General features: G+C 53.1%; 14 protein-coding genes. 10 read left to right on the top strand and 4 right to left on the bottom strand.

Features of this window, described 5'->3' with window-relative positions; genetic code table 11:
• Positions 1-76: 76 nt before the first annotated feature.
• The 4 genes from BMX45_RS13770 to BMX45_RS13755 form a co-directional block, all read right to left on the bottom strand.
• A complete protein-coding gene (locus BMX45_RS13770) occupies positions 77-586 on the bottom strand; it encodes a hypothetical protein (protein ID WP_090910157.1) in 510 nt (169 codons plus the stop codon).
• Between the two features lie 24 nt (positions 587-610).
• Positions 611-1,573: a phosphotransferase enzyme family protein gene (locus BMX45_RS13765; protein WP_090910156.1), complete on the bottom strand. Its 963-nt coding sequence runs from the start codon at positions 1,571-1,573 to the stop codon at positions 611-613.
• A 166-nt stretch (positions 1,574-1,739) separates the two neighbouring features.
• Positions 1,740-2,414: a beta-phosphoglucomutase gene (pgmB, locus tag BMX45_RS13760; RefSeq protein ID WP_090910155.1), complete on the bottom strand. Its 675-nt coding sequence runs from the start codon at positions 2,412-2,414 to the stop codon at positions 1,740-1,742.
• A gap of 200 nt (positions 2,415-2,614) precedes the next feature.
• On the bottom strand, positions 2,615-4,903 hold the full coding sequence (locus BMX45_RS13755; protein ID WP_090910154.1) for a glycoside hydrolase family 65 protein: 2,289 nt from the start codon (positions 4,901-4,903) through the stop codon (positions 2,615-2,617).
• Between the two features lie 111 nt (positions 4,904-5,014).
• Here BMX45_RS13755 and BMX45_RS13750 point away from each other — a divergent pair, with 111 nt between their 5' ends.
• From BMX45_RS13750 to BMX45_RS13705, 10 genes are all read left to right on the top strand, one after another.
• The gene (locus BMX45_RS13750; RefSeq protein WP_090910153.1) at positions 5,015-5,758 is read left to right on the top strand and encodes a helix-turn-helix domain-containing protein; all 744 of its coding nucleotides are present in this window, start codon (positions 5,015-5,017) and stop codon (positions 5,756-5,758) included.
• 42 nt (positions 5,759-5,800) lie between these two features.
• The gene (locus tag BMX45_RS13745; RefSeq protein WP_090910152.1) at positions 5,801-7,603 is read left to right on the top strand and encodes a sensor histidine kinase; all 1,803 of its coding nucleotides are present in this window, start codon (positions 5,801-5,803) and stop codon (positions 7,601-7,603) included.
• Between the two features lie 6 nt (positions 7,604-7,609).
• Positions 7,610-9,166 carry a response regulator transcription factor gene (locus tag BMX45_RS13740; RefSeq protein ID WP_090910151.1) on the top strand — a complete coding sequence of 519 codons (1,557 nt, stop codon included), beginning with the start codon at positions 7,610-7,612 and terminating at the stop codon, positions 9,164-9,166.
• A gap of 173 nt (positions 9,167-9,339) precedes the next feature.
• The gene (locus tag BMX45_RS13735; RefSeq protein ID WP_090910150.1) at positions 9,340-10,587 is read left to right on the top strand and encodes an ABC transporter substrate-binding protein; all 1,248 of its coding nucleotides are present in this window, start codon (positions 9,340-9,342) and stop codon (positions 10,585-10,587) included.
• A gap of 120 nt (positions 10,588-10,707) precedes the next feature.
• Complete coding sequence (locus BMX45_RS13730) at positions 10,708-11,652, top strand: carbohydrate ABC transporter permease (RefSeq protein ID WP_009593673.1); 945 nt, start codon at positions 10,708-10,710, stop codon at positions 11,650-11,652.
• A gap of 5 nt (positions 11,653-11,657) precedes the next feature.
• The gene (locus tag BMX45_RS13725; protein ID WP_090910149.1) at positions 11,658-12,482 is read left to right on the top strand and encodes a carbohydrate ABC transporter permease; all 825 of its coding nucleotides are present in this window, start codon (positions 11,658-11,660) and stop codon (positions 12,480-12,482) included.
• 26 nt (positions 12,483-12,508) lie between these two features.
• A complete protein-coding gene (locus BMX45_RS13720) occupies positions 12,509-14,641 on the top strand; it encodes a glycoside hydrolase family 3 N-terminal domain-containing protein (protein ID WP_090910148.1) in 2,133 nt (710 codons plus the stop codon).
• A gap of 14 nt (positions 14,642-14,655) precedes the next feature.
• Complete coding sequence (locus tag BMX45_RS13715; RefSeq protein WP_090910147.1) at positions 14,656-16,728, top strand: amylo-alpha-1,6-glucosidase; 2,073 nt, start codon at positions 14,656-14,658, stop codon at positions 16,726-16,728.
• 148 nt (positions 16,729-16,876) lie between these two features.
• A complete protein-coding gene (locus BMX45_RS13710; protein ID WP_090910146.1) occupies positions 16,877-17,347 on the top strand; it encodes a DinB family protein in 471 nt (156 codons plus the stop codon).
• Between the two features lie 239 nt (positions 17,348-17,586).
• Complete coding sequence (locus BMX45_RS13705; RefSeq protein WP_090910145.1) at positions 17,587-19,905, top strand: serine hydrolase; 2,319 nt, start codon at positions 17,587-17,589, stop codon at positions 19,903-19,905.
• Positions 19,906-19,908 lie beyond the last annotated feature (3 nt).

Here is a 19,908-nt window from a genome sequence, read left to right as displayed (position 1 = left end):
ATTTTTGAGAAGACGTTATCCCGCTGGGCGGAGATTGTATCGTAGGTAGGCTATCAGGAAAACACATGTATGATGATTAAGGTTTATTAAAAAATCGCCCCATCGGCATCTCTCTCGTAAAAGTGATCCCCCCATACCTATATTTTACTTCAATCTGGGTGATGGGCTGATTGTTATAAAGACGGATGCCGTAATTAAGCGGAATGCGCGAACCTTGATCGAGTGCGGCTCTCTTCTCGTCCGGCATGAGCTCGGGCTTTAGCGGCACCTCCCGAATATCCACGAATTCAATATCGGGATCTTCATCAAGGCCGCTGCCGCCGACCAGATGAAGGGAATAACTGACGCCCAGCTCGGCCTTGGCGGGCTTCATGCCATCGTTCACCCGCACGTCCAGCAGTTTCACATCGGCGAATCCCTTATTAATCACCTCGAAGATCAGGGTATTCTCATCCGCAGAGGACGTAAATCCACCCACCTTGATGGGCGTGGGGCGAAGGAACAGCAGGTATAGAAGGATGGCCGAGAGGAGCAGCCCCAGGCCCAAATACCCGAGCCGGCGGAGATGGTTGGATTTAGGTTTCATGGCAGAGCAATCTTCCTTCTCTTATCAAATAGACAGCTTTACAACGGATTTGCCTGCCTCAATATCCGCTTTCATCCCTAACAGATATTTCCGGGTGCGTTCATCCATCTCATTCCAATTTACGAATTTGGCGAAGTAGACATAGGAGTAGACATTCCGAAAGTCGATGAACAACGGGATCCGCTGGATCCATTCCTCGCTCAGCGTATTCTCTTGAAGATAGCCGGATAAGAACGAGTCGAAGAATCGGGCCACAAACTCGGCTTTCCGGTTTTCCGAAACCGTCTGAACCGCATGATAAATGGCGATGGCGATATCGTAGGCGAACCAATGGTACGAGACATCCCCGAAATCGAAAAAGATAATCTCCCCGTTATGTACGTGAAAGTTGTGATGGTGGAGGTCATTATGGACGATGCCGTAGCCTTCCTGATCCTGTGGGAGAGACTCCAATTCCTTAAGATACTGCTTCCACTGCGTATGGACTCCTTCACCTGCAGCCTCTGGGAACGCATCGGTAAAAATCACATGATCATTCCATTGGGGAAACGCCATTCGGTGCAAGAGTGACGAAGCGGTGGCGTCCTTTTTGCCGAGTTTATGCATACGGCCCATCCCGCGCCCCCACTGCTTGATTATCGCAAAATCCGATGTTACGTCCGTTAACGGGCAGCCGGGAGCCTTTGTGAAGGCAATGACATGGTATCGCTTGGAATCGTGGGTTACCTCTTCAATAAGAAGATCCTGTGCAGATCGAATGGACACCGCCATGTTCAGACCCTGCTCGGCGAGATAGGCCATCCACGTCAGCTCGCGAATGATCGAGGCTTTGCGGTATTTGGACGCGTCCAGGAATTTCATAATGAAGCGGCGTCCGCCTTCACCGTTGTATTCAAATACATTCTGATCGAATCCCCCAAGTAATTTCAGCGAATAAGAACCTCGGCCGAATCGTTCGGCCCCTTGATCCAAGACAGCTTGTTCCATGGATAGTCCCCTTTATCGTATTCTCGATATGATGCTCATGCTTACATACCGGAAGGTTACTGTACTCACTACCAACTACAGTCTAACGAAGATGGCGGGTGGTTGCAAAAAATGGGAGGGCATACGAAAAAGGGCGCTCCCTTAGGAGCACCCCTACATTTTTCTATCAACCTTCGAATGTCTGCGCCAGCTTACGGAAATTCAGCTCGGCTGTGCTGGACAACACGACATCGGCATGCGGGAAATGCGCAGCGTTGCCAATCGCGACGGCGAACATGCCGGCGCCCTTGATGGCATCAACGCCGGAGGCGGCATCCTCCACGCCGATGCAGTCGGCAGGCTTTACGCCAAGCTCTGCGGCAGCGGTGAGGAAGATCTCCGGGTCCGGCTTGTTGTTCTTCAGCTTGGTTACGTCGACAATCACGTCGAACTGGTCCATGACCCCAAGCCGTGTAAGCACGGCGATGGCGTTTTTGCTGGCGGACGCGATGCCGGTCTTCAGGCCGGCCGACCGAATGTCGTCCACAAATTTCGTAATTCCCGGCAGCAGGTCGGCTGGCGTGATCGTTTCGATCAGCTCGACGTACAGCTTGTTTTTGCGGTCTGCCAGCCGTACCAGCTCTTCATCGGAATAGTTTACAGGCGTCTCCGCCTGGCTTAACAGGAGCTTCAGGGAATCCATGCGGGATACCCCTTTGAGATTCTCGTTGAATTCTCTCGTGAAAGGAATGCCCAGCTCGGTTGCCGTGGCTTTCCATGCCTGATAATGATACTCCGCGGTATCGGTAATGACGCCGTCCAAGTCAAAGATGACAGCCTTCAGCTTACGTGTTTCATTCATATCTTATAGCTCCTTTTTGAGAAAACGGAAAGTATAAACCCGAAACAGGGACCTTCCGGATATCGCAAGAAAATGACCGTTTATCGTGGTCTGTTTTCATAGAAAACTTGTCGAAAAATGTGTCGATCGATCGTTTTCCTCGTAAACCGGGAGTGATGCCCTACGCTTAGGGAAGGCAAGCATCTAATGCCTAAACATCGTTATCTGCTCTGCAGCGCATGTTTCACAGGTTTCCCGGCTTCAAGCGTTACGGCCTCGTCGTACAGCTTGATCTCGATGGATTCGCCTTCGACGATCTCCAAGGTCACGCCGTCCTTCTCGATGGATACGCCGATGAGGCGGCCGCGGAAGTTCAAGCGGAACGCATACTTCTCCCAGTCCTTCGGAATGGCCGGGGAGAGGGAAAGTCCGCTTTCCTTCAGACGCATGCCGGCAAAGCCGTAGACGATCGACATCCAGGTGCCGCCCATGTTGGCCATGTGCAGGCCGTCCTTCGTGTTGCCGTGCGTATTGTCCAGGTCGAGTCGTGCCGTCTCGATGAAATATTCATACGCTTTGTCCATATTGCCGATCTTTGAGGCCATGATGCTGAAGATGCAGGAAGACAGCGACGAATCATGCGTCGTGATGCCTTCGTAGTAATCATATGAACGCTGGATCGTTTCCAAGCTTTGCTCGTCTTCCAGCAGGAAGTGGGCGAGCACCGTATCCGCTTGTTTGCACACCTGATAACGGTAAATGGTGAGCGGGTGATAGTTCAGCAGCAGCGGATATTTGTCCTCCGGCGTGTTCTCGAAATCCCATACCGCTTTGCGGAGGAACGTATCGTCCTGCGGGTTAATGCCGAGTGCTTCATCATACGGGAGCAGCATGGCGTCCGCCGCTTTCGCCCAAGCGGAAATTTCATCCGCGGTTACGCCAAGCCGGCCGCACAGGGATTTGAAGCCTTGTGCATCGTAGGATTCCAGAATGGCGCAGCTCTTGGCGGCCCATTTCAGGTTATGCTTTGCCATGACGTTTGTGTAATAGTTATTGTTCACGCAGCAGGTATACTCATCCGGCCCCGTCACCTCATCGATATGGAAAGCGCCGTTATAATAGTGGCCGATGTCAGCCCACAGGCGGGCGGTTTCGATCAGCACCTCGGCCCCGTAGGACAAGAGGAAATCCCGGTCCTGCTCGGCAAGATAATACTGAATATAGCTGTAGGCGATATCTGCGCTGATATGGTATTGCGCCGTTCCCGAAGGGAAGAAGGAGGAGCATTCCGTTCCGGAGATCGTGCGCCACGGGAACAGCGCCCCTTGCCGGTGTCCCATTTCCCGCGCTCTGTCTCTCGCCTGCTCCAGCGTGGAATAACGATACAGCAGCAGCTGGCGCGCAATGTCCGGCTGCGTCATCAGAAATACCGGGAACATGTAAATCTCCGTGTCCCAGAAATAATGGCCTTCATAACCTTCGCCGCTCAGTCCTTTGGCGGAAATGTTGCTGTGCTTGTCCCGTCCGGCGGATTGCAGCAGCTGGAATAAATTGAAGCGGATGCCTTCCTGGAGCTGGTCGTCGTTCTGAATCACGACGTCGGCCGATTTCCAGTAGTCGTTCAGATACTCGCCCTGTTCGGCAAGCAAGTCCTCGAACGAAGTATCCTTCAACTCCTCCTGCAGCTGAATGCCGCGCTCGATCATGTCTTGCCCGTGACGAAGACTGTCGGTAAACAGATTGTATTTCGTAAACTGGATCGGTCCGGTCAATGGAAGGACAGCCGTGAACGTGACCTCTCCAGTTCCGGCTTCGAGCTGAATGTCCGCATCGGCATTCAAGCGATGACGGGTCACGCAAGCGGCACGCAGCTTGGACGCCATCGTCTCGTCTACGACATAGGCATCGCTGCCCTTCACACCGGCATCGATGACGGTCATCCGTTCCGCATGCCCTGCGCCTACCCGGGGATCGTTGGCATTGGTGTAGTTCTTCACTTTGCCGTTCACGGTGGAAACGATGCGAACCTGGCCGTTGAAATTGACCGGCTCCATCCGAATGTCGATGGCGAACAGCTCCCGGTGCGCGAAGGACACCAGACGGCGGAAGGTCAGCTTGATCTCTTTGCCCTCGGGCGATTTCCACTGCACGATTCGTTCGGAGTACCCCTTGTCCATATGCAAGCGGCGTTCATGGGCAGTGATCGTTCCGTGATCCAGGCGGAAGGGTTCTTTCTCGTCGCCTAAATAGATCAGGACCGTTTGGGCATCAATATTGTTAACGAGTTTTTGCTGTGTATCGGGAAAGGCGAAGAGCTTCTCGCCGTAAGGGATTTCAATCACGTCGTGGAAAGCGTTCAGGTAGGTGCCGCGAATGGTGGACAGGCGCTCGCCGTAGCCTTCTTCGAAGTTGCCGCGCACACCCAGGTAACCGTTTCCGAGTGCAAAAATACTTTCCATATTCAGCAGGGCTTGCTGCGACAAATCCGGATTTGATATATTCCAGGTCATGGTCTACACTTCCTTCCTAGCATGGTTATGCTTGAATTTTAGAGCCAATCGGAGTTATGTTATACTAAAATATCAAGGTTTTTATCAATATTTTTAGGTGGTGGGGAAATAATGAAAGAGCCTTCACGTTCTGGAAACCAACCCTTTTACCTTTCTTCCCGCATGCATTATTTGCGCGAGAATTTTATCCATCCCCCGTTCGACTATGAGCACGAGCTGCTGGAAGCGATCCGCTTCGGCGATGAGAATAGAGCCATGGACATGCTGCGCAAAATTAACGAGCTGGAAGCGGCCGTGCTGGCGACGTATCCGCTTCGATCGAAGAAGAATGCCTTGATTGCCTCCTGCACCTTGTTTACCCGGGCCATCATCAAAGGCGGCGTGGATCCCGAGATCGCCTTTCATTTAAGCGACACGCTGATCCTCGAGATCGAGCGAATGAGCGATGTGGAGCGGCTGGTTCATTTTGAATATGAGATGCTGGTGCAGTTTGTGTCGATGATCCGCTCCGAGAAGGAAGACGTGTCGTTCTCTCACATTGTGAACCTGGCGATCTATTACATCCGGGAGCATATTTTCGAGGAGCTGACCCTGCAGAGGGTCGCGGAATATTTGAAGGTCCACCCGAGCTACCTGTCCGATCGTTTCAAGCGGGATACGGGCGAAGCCATAACCACCTTTATTAATCGGCGGAAGATTGAGGAATCCAAGCATTTGCTGGCCAATACGAACCGGTCGATATCCGAAATCGCGTTTACGTTCAAGTTCTGCAGCCAGAGTTATTATACGCAATTATTCAAGAATTTTACGGGAATGACGCCGAGAAAATTTCGGATAAGCGGGACGGCGCGGTAAAGGACGATCCTATCGAACAACGAGAAAAGAGAGACGCGGCCCATGAAGAAACTAAAGCAGAAAATGCTTCACTTAAGTCTGGAGAAGAAACTGATCGCGGCGTTCTCCGCCTTCATTATCGTTCCTCTCCTTCTGATCGGCGGGATCGTATCTTGGGTCTACGTGGAGAATAACCGGAGCACGATGATTGATGCCGCCGTGGAAAACAACAAACAAATCATGAAAAATATCGATACCTCCCTGCAGCCGCTGCTCCGGCTGTCCATGTTCCCGATCCAGGACTCCACGGTGTATCCCATTATGCGGAAGGATTACGGCAAGGTGACGTATCCATTACTGGACCGGGGGCAGGATTTCGATAAAGTGAACGGCTTGATCCAGAGCGGGATCATGCTGTATTCGGACTTGATTGACTCGGTGGTGATCTACCACGAGAACAGCCGGTCCATCATCGGCCGAAGCAACCGGGAATATATGAACTTCGCTTATTTCAAGGAGCAGTTTACCCGCGAGCCTTTTGTCCGGAAGATCAGGGAAGCGTACGGCGGCTTTGTCCCGATAGGGATTCATCAGGAGCGGCTGCTGTCAACGAAGGGAATTCCGGTCGTGTCAGTGGGCAGGGCCATCTTGGATCCGTACACGAAGGAGGATCTCGGGTTTATCCTTTTTAATATTTCGGTGGATAAACTCAAGACGCTGTGGAGCGAGTCGGCATTTTCCGAGAATACGAATTTTTATTTGATCGACGAAACCGATCATATCGTGCACAGCGTTCACCCCGAGGAAATCGGACTGGCGGCGTCCGAGGTATTGGGAAGCGACTTTCAATATAAAGCGGACGGCCAGGTCAACACGCAGATCAGCCGGGACACCTACATGATTTCTTCTTCCTCTTCCATGGCGAATTGGAAGGCGGTCACGGTCATCCCGAAGAAGGATCTGTTCTCGATCGTGTACCTGATGGTGGCTATTCTGATCGGTGCGTTGATCCTGTTACTCGTGCTGTCCATCCTGATCTCGGCCCGGATTGCCACCACGATCATGAAGCCGCTGGCGGTGCTGAACAGCAAAATGAAGCTTGTCTCCCAAGGTCAGCTTGACGTAAGCTTTGATACGAAGCAGCACGGCGAAATCGGAGTGATTAGTCATACCGTGGACCAGATGCTGCACGAAATCCGCGATTTAATCGAGCGGATTTACGTAGAGGAAGAGGAGAAGCGGAACCTGGAGATGAATGCGCTGCAATCGCAGATTCGTCCGCATTTTATCTACAACACGCTGAACGTGATCAAGTGGATGGCCAAGATTCAGGGGGCAACGGGCATTGAAGAAGCGCTGCAGGCTTTCTCTTCGGTTATCAAGTTTACGGTGAAGAAGGAAGGCGACTACGTAACCATTGCCGAGGAAGTCGAATTCATGGAGAACTATACGAAAATACTTGATTTCCGCTATTTTAATAAATTTGATGTCACGTACGAGGTGGATCCGGCCGTAATGAATCATAGGACCTTGAAGTTTCTGCTTCAGCCCCTTGTGGAGAACGCGGTTTTCCATGGCTTTGAAGGCATCGATTACAAGGGCAGCCTTGTCATATCGATTTATGAGGAATCGGATGCGCTGATTATGAAGGTGTGCGATAACGGGCGCGGTTTTCCGGAGGGCGGACAGGCGAAGGTGGAACAGGACGGTCCGCAGGATACCTTCAACTCGATCGGACTAAACAATATACGGAACCGGATATCCCTTCATTTCGGACCGGAATACGGCCTGTGGATTCAGAGGGGAGAACAGGGCGGAACGGTCGCATGGCTTCGCGTTCCGATCATCACAGAAGAAGCAGGGTGATAGCAAGTGCGAATACTTATAGTAGATGACGAGCCGCTCGTTCGGATCGGGATCAAATCGGCGATTGACTGGGAAGCCCAGGGTGTGGACATTGTCGGTGAAGCGGGGGACGGCGAAGAAGCGCTGCGTCTGATAACGGAAACTGTCCCGGACGTGGTGCTGCTGGATATCAAGATGCCGAAGATGGACGGGCTCGAGGTGCTCCGGACGATCAAGGACCGGCAAATCCCGGTTCAAACGGTCGTGTTAAGCAGCTTCGATGATATTGCCTACGTGAAGGAAGCGTTGAAGCTGGGGGCTTTTGATTATTTCCACAAACCCGACATGAATGAACGCGAGCTGACTGCGATGCTGAAGAGCGTCCGGGAGCAGCTTGGGAGCCGGGGGATTCCGGCTCAAGTCGGGCCGGCTACGGCGGGCAACCGGAAGGAGCAAATATTATTTGACGCTCTCCGAGGCCATGTTCATGATCTGCATGAAACGGGGCTCAAAGAGGGCAATATGTACGTCGTCCTTTTCAGAATCAAAGATTATCACACGGTTATCAAAAGGTACGCCAAGGAAACCGAGTCGATCCTGCCGAGTACGGTGCAGAACGTCGTCAGCGAGATGCTGTCCACGGAGAAGGAGGTCGAATATCTTCAACTGGATGAACAGTGCAGTGCCGTATTCATCAGCAACAGCGAGCTGAAAAGCCTGCTGGCCTCATTGACGCGCGTCAATAAAATGGTGCAAATGATCAGTTCGGCGCTCAAGCGGTTTGTCAATATCGACATCGTGCTGGGCATCAGCGACTGGTTTGCCGATTTCGACGGCATTCGGACGGGCTACGAGCAGGCTGGCAAAGCGCTGTCCCATCAATTTTACCACCCGGATACGTCGATCTTTTATTATCAGCATCTGAAACAGAAGGGTGAGCAAGTCTATAGACAGGCCGATGCCTATTTAAGCCAGATGAAGTCTGCCCTCAGGGTGGAGGCGAACGACCGCTTCCTGGAGCTGCTGTCTCAGTGGGAGAAGTTTCTGGCGCAAGAAGAATGCATGGAAGAGAAGGATGTCCGCAAGGTATACGAAGGTCTGCTGTTTATGATCGGAGAGGGCACAGGCGTATCAGGCGGGGGAGACGTTCAAGAAGAAACATCGGCCTATGAAGAGATCCATGAGTTCGGGCAGCTGTCGGCCGCATACCGTGCCTTGTTCGAGGAGCGGCTCAAGAATCGCAGCCATCTGGAGCTGAGAGGATACAGCCAGCTCACGCGCAATATTATGGAATATACGGAGGAGCACTACCCGGAGAGCCTCTCCTTGAAATTGTTTGGGGATTTGTTCCACGTCAGTCCGAATTATGTCAGCCGATTGTTTAAGCAAGAGGTCGGTCAGGGCCTGTTCGATTACATCAATGAGCTTCGGATTGAGAAGGCGAAGGTACTCCTCAAGGACTATCGCTACAAAATTTATGACGTTGCCGAGATGGTGGGATTCAATAACCAGGCCCATTTTGCCATTGTATTCCAGAAATACACGGGCTTTTCTCCTAAGCAATATAGGAAAGAAGAAGTGTGATATTAGAGAAGAAAGTGTGATTTTTCATAAAAACGCTCGTGCAGTGCAATCTATTTATAAAAAAATAGACAATTTTAAAAAATTAATCATCATTTGATTAATTTTTTTTGTTGTCCCGGCTCTATATCATGAAGATGTAAGGTAAAACGAAAAGAAACGTGGGGGGTAGCATCATGGGTAAATGGAACAAGAAATTTTCGGCCATGCTGGTTTTGTGCCTGGCTCTTGTTGTGGGTTTAACCGCTTGCGGCGGCAATAAAAGCGCTGACAATACAGATAATGGAGCCGGAGACGCTGCTGAAAAAGTAACGGTGAATTTCGGATTCTGGGGTACGGCGCAGGATTTGGAGATTTATCAGAAAGCGGCTGACACCATCTCCGAGCAGTATCCGGAAATCGAACTGAAAATCAAGCAATATCCAAGCAGTGAGCAGTTCTGGAACACGCTTCCGGGTGAAATTGCTGCGGGCGTAGCGCCTGACTTCATTAAGATGTCCAACGAAGGTGCTTACGAGTACATCAATAAAGGGCTGTTCTCGCCGATCGACGATCTGGTTCAAACCACGGGCGTGGACATGAGCCGATTCCCGGATACATCGAAGAAGATTTGGAACGTGGACGGCAAGCAGTACGGCGTGCCGAACAGCGATATGCCGGCGATGTTCTTCATCAATGAGCAAATGTGGAAGGATGCCGGCCTCGGCGAGTACCCAACCACATGGGATGAAGTCATCGAAGCGGCCAAAGTGCTGAACAAAGGCGAAGTGAAGGGCATTATCGTAAACCTGGATGCCTTCCATATCACGAACTACGTGAAGAGCTTCGGCGGCGGCTGGGGCAATGGTGAGACCATCAACTCCCCGGAGAACGTCAAAGCGCTGGAAATGATCATTGATATGTATGACCAAGGACTGGCGGTTACGCCAAAATCGCTCGGCTTCGGCTGGGACGGCGAAGTATTCAGCAATGGGCAGGGCGCTATGAGTACAGGCGGTTACTGGTACAAAGGGTACCTGAAGGATGCGAATCCGGACCTGAAAATGGTTGCCATTCCGGTTCCGAAAGGAACAACGAACGGAAGCACCATGAGCTCTGACGCTTACATGGTATTGAAAGACGCGAAGAACAAAGAAGCTGCGCTGAAGGCTGCTTATTACATGACCAACGACGATACGCAAACCGCATTCATGGAGCTCGGCTTCAATCCGGCCGTATCCTCGCTGTCCGAGCAATATTTCGAGAAGAACCCTGAATTCAAGGCGCTGCAGCCTGCGCTGGAGTACAGCACGGACTATGGGTATCCAACGGATACCAAGCGCTTTACGGATGAGCTCGTCAAAGAATTGGAAGGCCTGATTCTGGGCGGCTCCGGTAAAACGGCTCAGCAAATTCTCGACGACATTCAAAGCCAGTTCAAATAAGAAAGAGGCAACACCCGCTCCCGCTCCTTGTTCTCAGGGGAGCGGGAGCCTTTGTTCACACCACTTTGTGGGGTTTTTTCATGAACCAACCAATTTAAGTTTGGAAGCGGGGGATAACTTATGTCCGATTACAGCAGCAAGCATGCTGATATGAAGGGGAACAAGATCAGGCCATCCTGGTTCCGTTCGTTGGCAGACTCCGATAAGACGCTGGGCTGGTTGTTTACGCTGCCCTTTTTGATTTTGTGGGCATGGTGGTTTCTGTATCCATTCATCCAGTCTTTCGTAAGAAGTTTTCAGGATGCAAACTTTGCTGCCCTGGACCAGGCCAAATTCATCGGCCTCGAAAACTATGTCACCATTCTGCAAGATAAAGAATTCTTCCGGGCGCTGCTTCACTCCCTGGAAATCGTCGTCATCTCGATTCCGATTCAGACCCTGCTCGGTCTGCTCTTGGCGATCCTGGTGAACCAGAAGCTGAAGGGCAAGGGGATATTCCGGACCGTGTTCTTCATTCCGTATATTACCTCGCAGATCGCGATCACGACCGTGTTCATGATGCTCTTCAAGCAGGGCACCTTCCTGACGAAATTTTTTGGAGCTTTAGGCTTCGGGAACGTGACTTGGTTTGCGGATACCAGCTATGCGCTCTTATTCGTATGTATTCTGTTTATCTTCCAGCAAGCCGGCTTCACCATGATTGTGTACTTGTCGGGCCTGCAGGAAATTCCGAAGGATCTGTATGAAGCGGGCGAGATTGACGGGGCGTCCAAGTGGAACAAATTCCGCTACATTACGGTGCCGTTCCTGAAGCCGATCACGTTCTTCATCGTGTCGGTGTCAACGATCGCCGGCTTCCAGATCTACGACCAAATTGCCGCGATTTCCCGTTATGGCGCGCTTGGCTCGCCGGCCGGCGCTACCAGCACGGTGGTAACGTATTTCTACCAGCACGGGATCCGTTACATGAACATTGGATACGGAAGCGCGGCGGTGGTGCTATTCTTCATGATCATCATGCTGATTACGTACCTGCAAAAAAAATTCCTGGATGAGAAGGAGTGAGAGTAATGTTGACCCGAACGAATAAAGGTCGGCCGTTTCTGTACGTCGGCACGATTATCCTGGGGCTCTTATTCGCCCTTCCTTTTCTCTATACCATCTATACGTCCGTCATCCCGATGCGCCATGTCAATACCCTGACGTCGCCGGCCAACTGGACGTTCGAGAACTTCAAAATCTTCTTCACGAACGATGCGTACAACGTGCCGAGATGGTTCATGAACACCGTGATCATGACCGGCGTCGTTGTCATCGGGAACCTGATCATTAATCCGATGGCCGGCTTTGCGCTGGCCAAGCTGAATTTCAAGGGAAAAGGACTGATATATTGGATCGTCGTGGCCACCATGATGGTGCCGTACCATATGATCCTGATCCCGGTATACGTGAACGTGGCGCAGCTCGGATGGCTGAACACGTTCTGGGGATTGACGGTGCCCTTCCTCTATCAAGGCTTGTACATCTTCATGCTCCGCCAGTTCTTCATCTCGGTTCCGAACGAGTTTCTGGAGGCTGCGCGGATGGATGGCTTGACGAAGATGGGCGCTTTCTGGCGGATCGTGTATCCCTTGGCCCGCTCATCGCTGATTACGATGTCGATTCTTGCATTTGCCGGAACCTGGAACAGTTACCTCGTTCCGAGCACGCTGGCGAATACGCCGGAAATGTATGTGCTGGTGGTCGGCCTGAACAGCGTGAAAGATATGTTCTTCGAGAATACGCCGATGATCATGGCAGGGGTCGTGCTGTCCACGCTCCCGATCATCCTGTTCTTCTTCCTGTTCCAGCGCCAATATATCGAGGGGATTTCGAACGCAGGCGTCAAAGGCTGATATAGAAGCATCGGGAGGGATTAGACATGGATAACGCGGAACAGCGTGCAAAGGACTTGCTCGCACAGATGACCTTGGCCGAGAAGATCGGTCAGACGGTGCAGTACGGCCGATGCGAGGAGCGGGAGCTGAAGCTGGTTGCCGAAGGCAAGATCGGGTCGCTGCTGAATGTGCATGGTCCGAAAAAAATCAACGAGCTCCAGCGGCTGGCCTTGGAGGAAACACGGCTGGGGATTCCTCTTCTCATCGGGGATGACGTCATCCACGGTTTTCGCACCATCTTTCCGATTCCGCTCGGAGAAGCTGCCAGCTGGGATCTCGAAGGGATGGAGAAGAACGCCCGCATTGCGGCAGAAGAGGCGGCAGCGGAAGGTATCCGCTGGACTTTTGCCCCGATGGTGGACGTGACGCGCGACCCCCGGTGGGGCCGCATCGCGGAGAGTACGGGGGAGGATGCCTACCTGTCCTCCCTGGCCGCTGCCGCGAAGGTAAGAGGGTTTCAAAGTCCGAACGGGGATGGCAACCCGACCGTAGCGGCATGCGTGAAGCATTTTGCCGGTTATGGCTGGATTGAAGGCGGCCGGGACTATGATACAACGGACATGTCGGAGCGGACGCTGCGGGAAACCGTGCTGCCGCCGTTTGAGCACGGGATTCGGGCAGGCGCTCTGTCGGTGATGAGTGCTTTCAGCGAACTCAACGGGGTTCCCGCTTCCGGAAGCCGCTATCTGCTGCGGGATATATTGAAGCGGGAATGGGGCTTTGACGGCATGGTGGTCAGCGACTGGGAGTCGATCGAAGAGCTGATCTACCATGGCTATGCGGAGGACCGGAAGGATTCCGCGCGGAAGGGGCTGAACGCCGGCGTCGACATGGACATGCATTCCGGCGTCTATCTCGATCATCTGGAGGCGCTGGTCCAGGATAACCCCGAGCTGCTTCAGATGTTGGATGACGCGGTGCTTCGCATTTTGAGGGTGAAAATCCGCCTCGGATTGTTCGAGAACCCCTATGTAAGCGGCGAAGAAGACGAAGAAGCCGGCGATCTGCTGAAAGGGCGAGCCATTCCAGCGGCACATCTGGCCCAGGCCAGGGACAGCGCCCGGAAATCGATCGTGCTCCTGCAGAATCGCGGCGGGATGTTGCCGCTGGATACCGGCAAGCACAAGAAGCTGGCCCTGATCGGGCCGCTGGCCGATGATCGTCATAATTCAATGGGTTGCTGGGCTTGGAAAGGCCGGGATGAGGACGTTGTCACGGTGCGGGACGCTTTTCAATCGGAAATTGCACCGAAGGCCGAGGTGTTCTACGAGCAGGGCAGCGGCATACTGGAGGAGCTGGACGGCGGAGTCGATCGTGCCGTTCAGCTTGCCAAGCAGTACGATGTCGCCGTGGTCGTTGTCGGCGAATCCGAAGCGATGACCGGCGAACACTACAATGTGACGTCCATTACGCTTCCAGCCTGCCAGGAGTACCTGATTCGGGAGCTGAAGCGTCAGACTGACACGCCGATCGTCGCCGTGCTGATGAACGGACGGCCGCTTGCGACTCCATGGCTGCATGAGCACGCCGATGCCGTGGTGGAAGCTTGGCATTTGGGAACCGCCACAGGCCTTGCGCTTGTGGACGTGCTGACGGGCGCGTACAATCCGAGCGGTCGCCTGCCGGTTACCGTTCCGCGCGCGACGGGCCAAATCCCGATGTATTACAACCGGAAGAATACCGGGCGGCCCCATCTGTACGAAGATTATATCGATTGCGACGATTCTCCGCTGTATCCGTTCGGGTACGGCCTCAGTTATACAACGTTCGAATATACGGATCTGAAGCTGGATCGGCATCAGATCGGCCGGGACGAATCCGTCCGTGTATCCGCGAGCATCACGAATACGGGCTCCAGAGCTGGCGAGGAAACCGTGCAGCTCTACATCCGCGACTTGGTGGCAAGCTCGACCCGGCCGGTCAAAGAGCTGAAGGGATTCTCCAAGGTGCGGCTGCAGCCTGGTGAAAGCCGTGAGGTGCATTTTACGTTGGGACGGGAAGCATTGGGGCTGCTGGATGAAAGGCTTGAATTTACGGTAGAGCCCGGAAAGTTCCATGTCTGGGTCGGACCGCATTCGGAGGAAGGACTGCAGGCTGAGCTTGAGGTTGTTGAATAAAGGGGGATTTATGCATGGACTACCGCGTAATTAAAGAAGGAGACGTGTTTTTTCTGACCGGGCTTAACGGAGATATCGTCCAGGGAGACGATCAGGGCCATGGTTTGTATACAAAGGATACGCGTTTTCTGAGCCGCATGGAGCTGTTCATCGATGGCGAGAAGCCTTCGCTTCTGTCCTCCACGGGGGATAAAAGCTATGTGGCCTCCTTCCGCCTGATGAAGGATGCCAAGGATGAAGGGGCGATCGAAGTGCTTCGGGAACGCTTCATTTATGATGGCGTTCTGTACGAGCGCTGTACGTTGACCAATTACTTTGTGACCGATTCGAATATCGAGTTCGGGGTTTCCTTCGATGCGGATTTTCAGGATATGTTCCTGGTCCGTAAATACCGTACGGGCGAAGTCGGCAAAATGGAAGGGATTCGGGCAGGCGATCAAGAGATGACGCTGGCCTACATCGGCGCCGACAAGCTGAGAAGGCAGACGCGCATTGCCTGGGATGCGGACGGCGGCAAAGCGGATGATACCGGCACGGTTTCATTCTCCTTGTCCCTGAAAGCCAAAGAGCAGAAGGTGATTACGTTCTTTGTCACGCCGATGACGGAGCGGCAACCCGCAACAGAGACGCTGACTTATGAAGAGGGGCTGAAGAAACTCGAAGCCTCGTACGAAGCTTGGTACGGGAACAGCTCGCAGGTCCAGTCGGATTCCGCGCTGTTCAGCGGCTTGTACCAGAGAGGATTGCAGGATCTGCGCATGCTGACGACCGATGTGGGCTTCGGCGATACAACGGTAGCCGGACTGCCATGGTTCGCGGTTCCGTTCGGCAGAGACAGTTTGATCACGGCGCTGTTCATGCTTCCGGCGAACCCGCAGCTTGCCAAAGGAACCTTGAGAACGCTGGCGGCTTATCAAGGCGAGAAGACGGACCCTTGGCGGGATGAGCAGCCGGGCAAAATCATGCATGAGATCCGCTATGGAGAGCTGGTCACAACGAATCAGTCCCCGTTCTCGCCGTACTACGGCACCATCGATTCCACGTCGCTGTTCCTGGCGCTGATCGGCGAATATTACCGCTGGACGGGCGATCTCTCCCTGGCGGAGGAGCTCAAGCCGAACGTGCTGCGGGCACTGGATTATATCGATGCCGTGCTCGAAGCGGGCTCCGGCTTCATGGCCTACAAGCAGGAAGCCGAGAAAGGCTTCCCGAACCAAGGCTGGAAGGATTCCGCCAACTCGATCATCCATGAGAACGGCGAGTATGCGGAATCGCCGATCGCGCTGTCGGAGGTTCAGGGTTACGTGTATCAAGCGAAGCAATCGCTGGCACCGGTCTTCGAGGAGATGGGCGAGCCGGAACTGGCCCGCAAGCTGGAAACGGAAGCCGAGGAGCTTCGGGTCCGTTTTGAAGCGGCCTTCTGGATGGAGGATGAGCAGTGTTACGCCATTGCGCTGGATAAGGATCAACGCCAGGTACGCAGCGTGACCTCGAATCCCGGGCATCTGCTCATGAGCGGATTGCCGGAAGAGAGCCGCTCGAAGGCGCAAGCCGAGCGGCTGCTTAGAAGCGACATGTTCAACGGATACGGTATCCGCACGATGAGTACTGGCTCCACCGGCTACTATCCGGTGAGCTATCACAATGGGAGCGTATGGCCGCATGACAATGCCATGATCCTGCTGGGTCTCGGCAAGCAGGGGTTCAAGGAGGAGGCAGGCAAGGTGATTTCCGGCCTGCTGCAGGCTTCCGCGCATTTTGAATACCAGCGTTTGCCTGAGCTGTTCTGCGGTCATGATGCGAAGCTGGGCCATCCCGTTCCGTACCCGACGACCTGTTCGCCGCAGGCTTGGGCGGCGGGAACCTCGATCGTCTTCCTACAGGCGATGCTCGGATTATATCCGAACGCGGCGAAGAAGGAAATCGCGCTGTCGCCGTTCCTTCCGGAAGGGATGAACGAACTGAAGGCCGAACGGATTGCGGTCGGTAGCGGGCACCTGTCGGTTAGCGTTGTGCGTAAGGCCGACGGCAGCGCGTTTCATGTGGAAGTGCTTGAGAATACAACCGGATTTGACCTGGTTAGCTGATCAAATACATGATTTGCTTTTGAACAACCTGACTCTTAGTGCTTAAGGGTCAGGTTGTTTTTTTGTTGAAATATCAGGAACATATGTTCTATAATGATGAGGTGATTTTGAACAGATTACTGTATACATACCGGATTGGAGAGAACCTATGAATTCCTATTGTACATATGCCCTGCATCAGATCGAGGTGGCTGTCGTCTCGGTTGTCGCGATCATCGATAAGCTGGATGAAGGGGATTTGCTCGTCAAGCCGACGGAAGGCAAACATTCGGTCGGAGAGTTGCTCAAGCATATTGCTGTCATCTGCCGGGCCGATTTCCATATATCCGGAGGAGCCACCCAAGAGGAGATGAGCGCTTATTACGCAGGCGTGTCGTTAAATAACCTGAAGGACATACAGGCGGAGTTGTTGAGCAACTATTCATATCTGGAGCAGGCGTTCCGAGAAATGACGGAAGAGGAGCTTCATCAGGAGATGACCTCTTATTGGGGCGTCACCTATTCCAGGTACGAATGGCTGCTCGAAATCGCGGCGCACCTGTATCACCACAGGGGGCAGCTGCACGCGATGCTGGTTCACTGTAACGGGAAGGACCCGAAGGTTCCTTTGTTTGAATAGCTAGTGCTCTCTATATTCATCGACCCGAATTCCGCTTCCGGAATTCGGGTTTTTATATTTCTATGGTGAAACTGGACCTTTATGTTATTATAACTGACATTATAACAGCTATAATCATAATATTTTTGTTGAACATATTTAAATGATGTAAATATACCCTACATTTAATTATAATTATAGTCGACTAAAGAGTTATTATGTAATTATATATTACACCAAAGTTATGAGGAGTGATTAGCATGTCCAGATTAACCGGAGTCCTTTTCAAGAGCACGCTTGCATTTATCTTATTCACGACGACTTGGTTTATCTCCTTGGGGCAAGTCCCCAAGGCTTGGGCAGCCGGAACGCAAAAAGGCAGCCTGGACCGGTTGGAATCCGTTCTTCGGCCTATTGTGAAAGCCGCAGCAGAAGATGGCATCGAGCTGTCTGTCGGCATTCAAGATCTTAGCGGTACATACGGCGGCGGGAAGATCCAGGTGGGATCATCGGATGTATACTATGCTGCCAGCACGATCAAGATCGCCATCGTAACAGCGCTGATGCAGGACATCGAAGCAGGGAAGTATGCGCTGGAGCAGACTATTCAGGTTCAACCGGAACAGGTTGTAGGCGGAGCCGGTTCGCTCAAGGACGGAAAATTCCCTCTGGATATCACAATCGAGTCTTTAGCGCGACTGATGATTACGCAATCCGACAATACGGCAACCAATGCCCTGATTGATCTCCTCGGGTTCGAGCGCATTAACGCTTTCATTGAGGAACAGGGATTTGAAACCATGCAGTTAGGCCGGAAAATGATGACGCCCGCAAAATCCCCTGCTGCTGATAATTATGTGGATGGGGAGGAGCTCCTGACGCTCCTTGAGAGAATCTATGCCGGCGAGATCTTAACCGCCAAATCGCGGGATCAGATCCTGGCCTGGATGAAGGCGCAGGAAGTGAAGACCAAATTCGGCGCGGCGCTGCCGGGTAAACCGATTGCTCACAAAACCGGGGAGCTGGGCGATGTCAGCCATGACATCGGATATTTCCTCGTTCCCGGACGCGAGGCTGCCGTCACCGTATTAACGAAGGTCACTAAGCCTGAGGATGCGGGCAAAGCCCAGGAACTGGGCAACCCGGTCGTACAGCGTGTGGCCAAGGCAGTGTATAACTTCTTGATGGACACCCCGCCCCCGGCTGAAGCCGTATCGGCGGATACGTGGCCGGCCCTGTTGTTAGCCGTAAATCCCATCATTCGAGAAGCTGAGGACAAGGGGATCAGGGTTTCCGTAGGCTTGAAGGATCTAAGCGGCAAACCCGGCGACCGGGAGCTGCTTCTGGGATCCCGCCAATCCTATATGCCTGCCAGCACCATCAAGATGGCGCTTGTATCGGGCTTGATGAAGGAAGTGGACGCAGGCAAACTGACCCTGGAAGAGACGGTTAAGGTTGAGAAGGAAGATGTCGTAGGCGGAACCGGCTCCTTGCAAAAGGAAACTTTTCCGCAGGATGTCACCATCGAACGTTTGGCCAAGCTGATGATCACCCAATCGGATAATACGGCGACGAACGTGCTGATTGACGTGGTCGGATTGGATGAGGTCCAGAATCTGATGGATGAACTCGGTCTGGATGTCATGCATTTGGGACGGAAAATGTTCGCGGCCGCGCCTACGCCGGAGCAGGACAACTATATCGACGCGGAGGATTTGGTCCATCTGCTTGCCTACATTCATTCAGGTTCATTCTTGTCCGATAACTCCCGTGATCAGATCATCGACTGGATGAAAGCCCAGGAGGTGGACACCAAGTTCGGAGCAGCCCTCCCCGATGCACCGATTGCCCATAAAACCGGGGAGAATGCGAACGTGACCCATGATGCCGGATATTTTCTCGTGCCAGGCCGGGAAATCGCCATTTCGGTACTGACCGAAGTCACGACGACCAGCAGTTTTGACGAAGCCCAGGCTATCGGAAATCCGGTAGTACAGGAAATAGCGAAAGCTGTTTATGAAACGCTGGGATCCGAGATGACGTTCACGGATGTACCGGAGGATTACTGGGCAGCGCCTTTTATTGAAGGTGCGGTTGCGGCTTCCTTGGTGAATGGAAGCTCGGAGACGACCTTCGCGCCCGAGCGTCCGATCAGCCGTGCAGAGGCGGCCTCCATGCTTGCCCGTTCCTTGCAGCTGAAGCCCGGCCTGGCCTCCCCTCCATTCCATGACATTCCCGCCGATCGATGGTATGCCGCGGATGTGGCGGCGGCTTACGCTTCAGGCATCGTCAGTGGACGGAGCGAAAGTGTCTTTGATCCGTACAGTCCGGTCAGCCGTGCCGAGCTGGCAGCGATGATGACCCGTGCTTACGAGTATGTGCATGGCCCGCTGCCTGGATACGATGATGGGCTCTCCTTTAAGGATGCGAGCGAGATACCGGACTGGTCCAGAGAGTCTATCCTGAAGGCGGTCCAATTGGACTTTGTGAACGGCTACAGCGATGACACCTTCCGTCCGGACAGTATGGCATCAAGGGCAGAAACCCTCAAGATGATCGTGCACTTGCTGAGCAAATGAGTC

Origin of the sequence: Paenibacillus sp. cl141a (assembly GCF_900109305.1) — a bacterium.
In the GTDB taxonomy this organism is placed as follows: domain Bacteria; phylum Bacillota; class Bacilli; order Paenibacillales; family Paenibacillaceae; genus Paenibacillus_AQ; species Paenibacillus_AQ lautus_A.
Note: the sequence above shows the minus strand (reverse complement) of the source record. Positions and strands in the feature narration are given on the sequence as shown.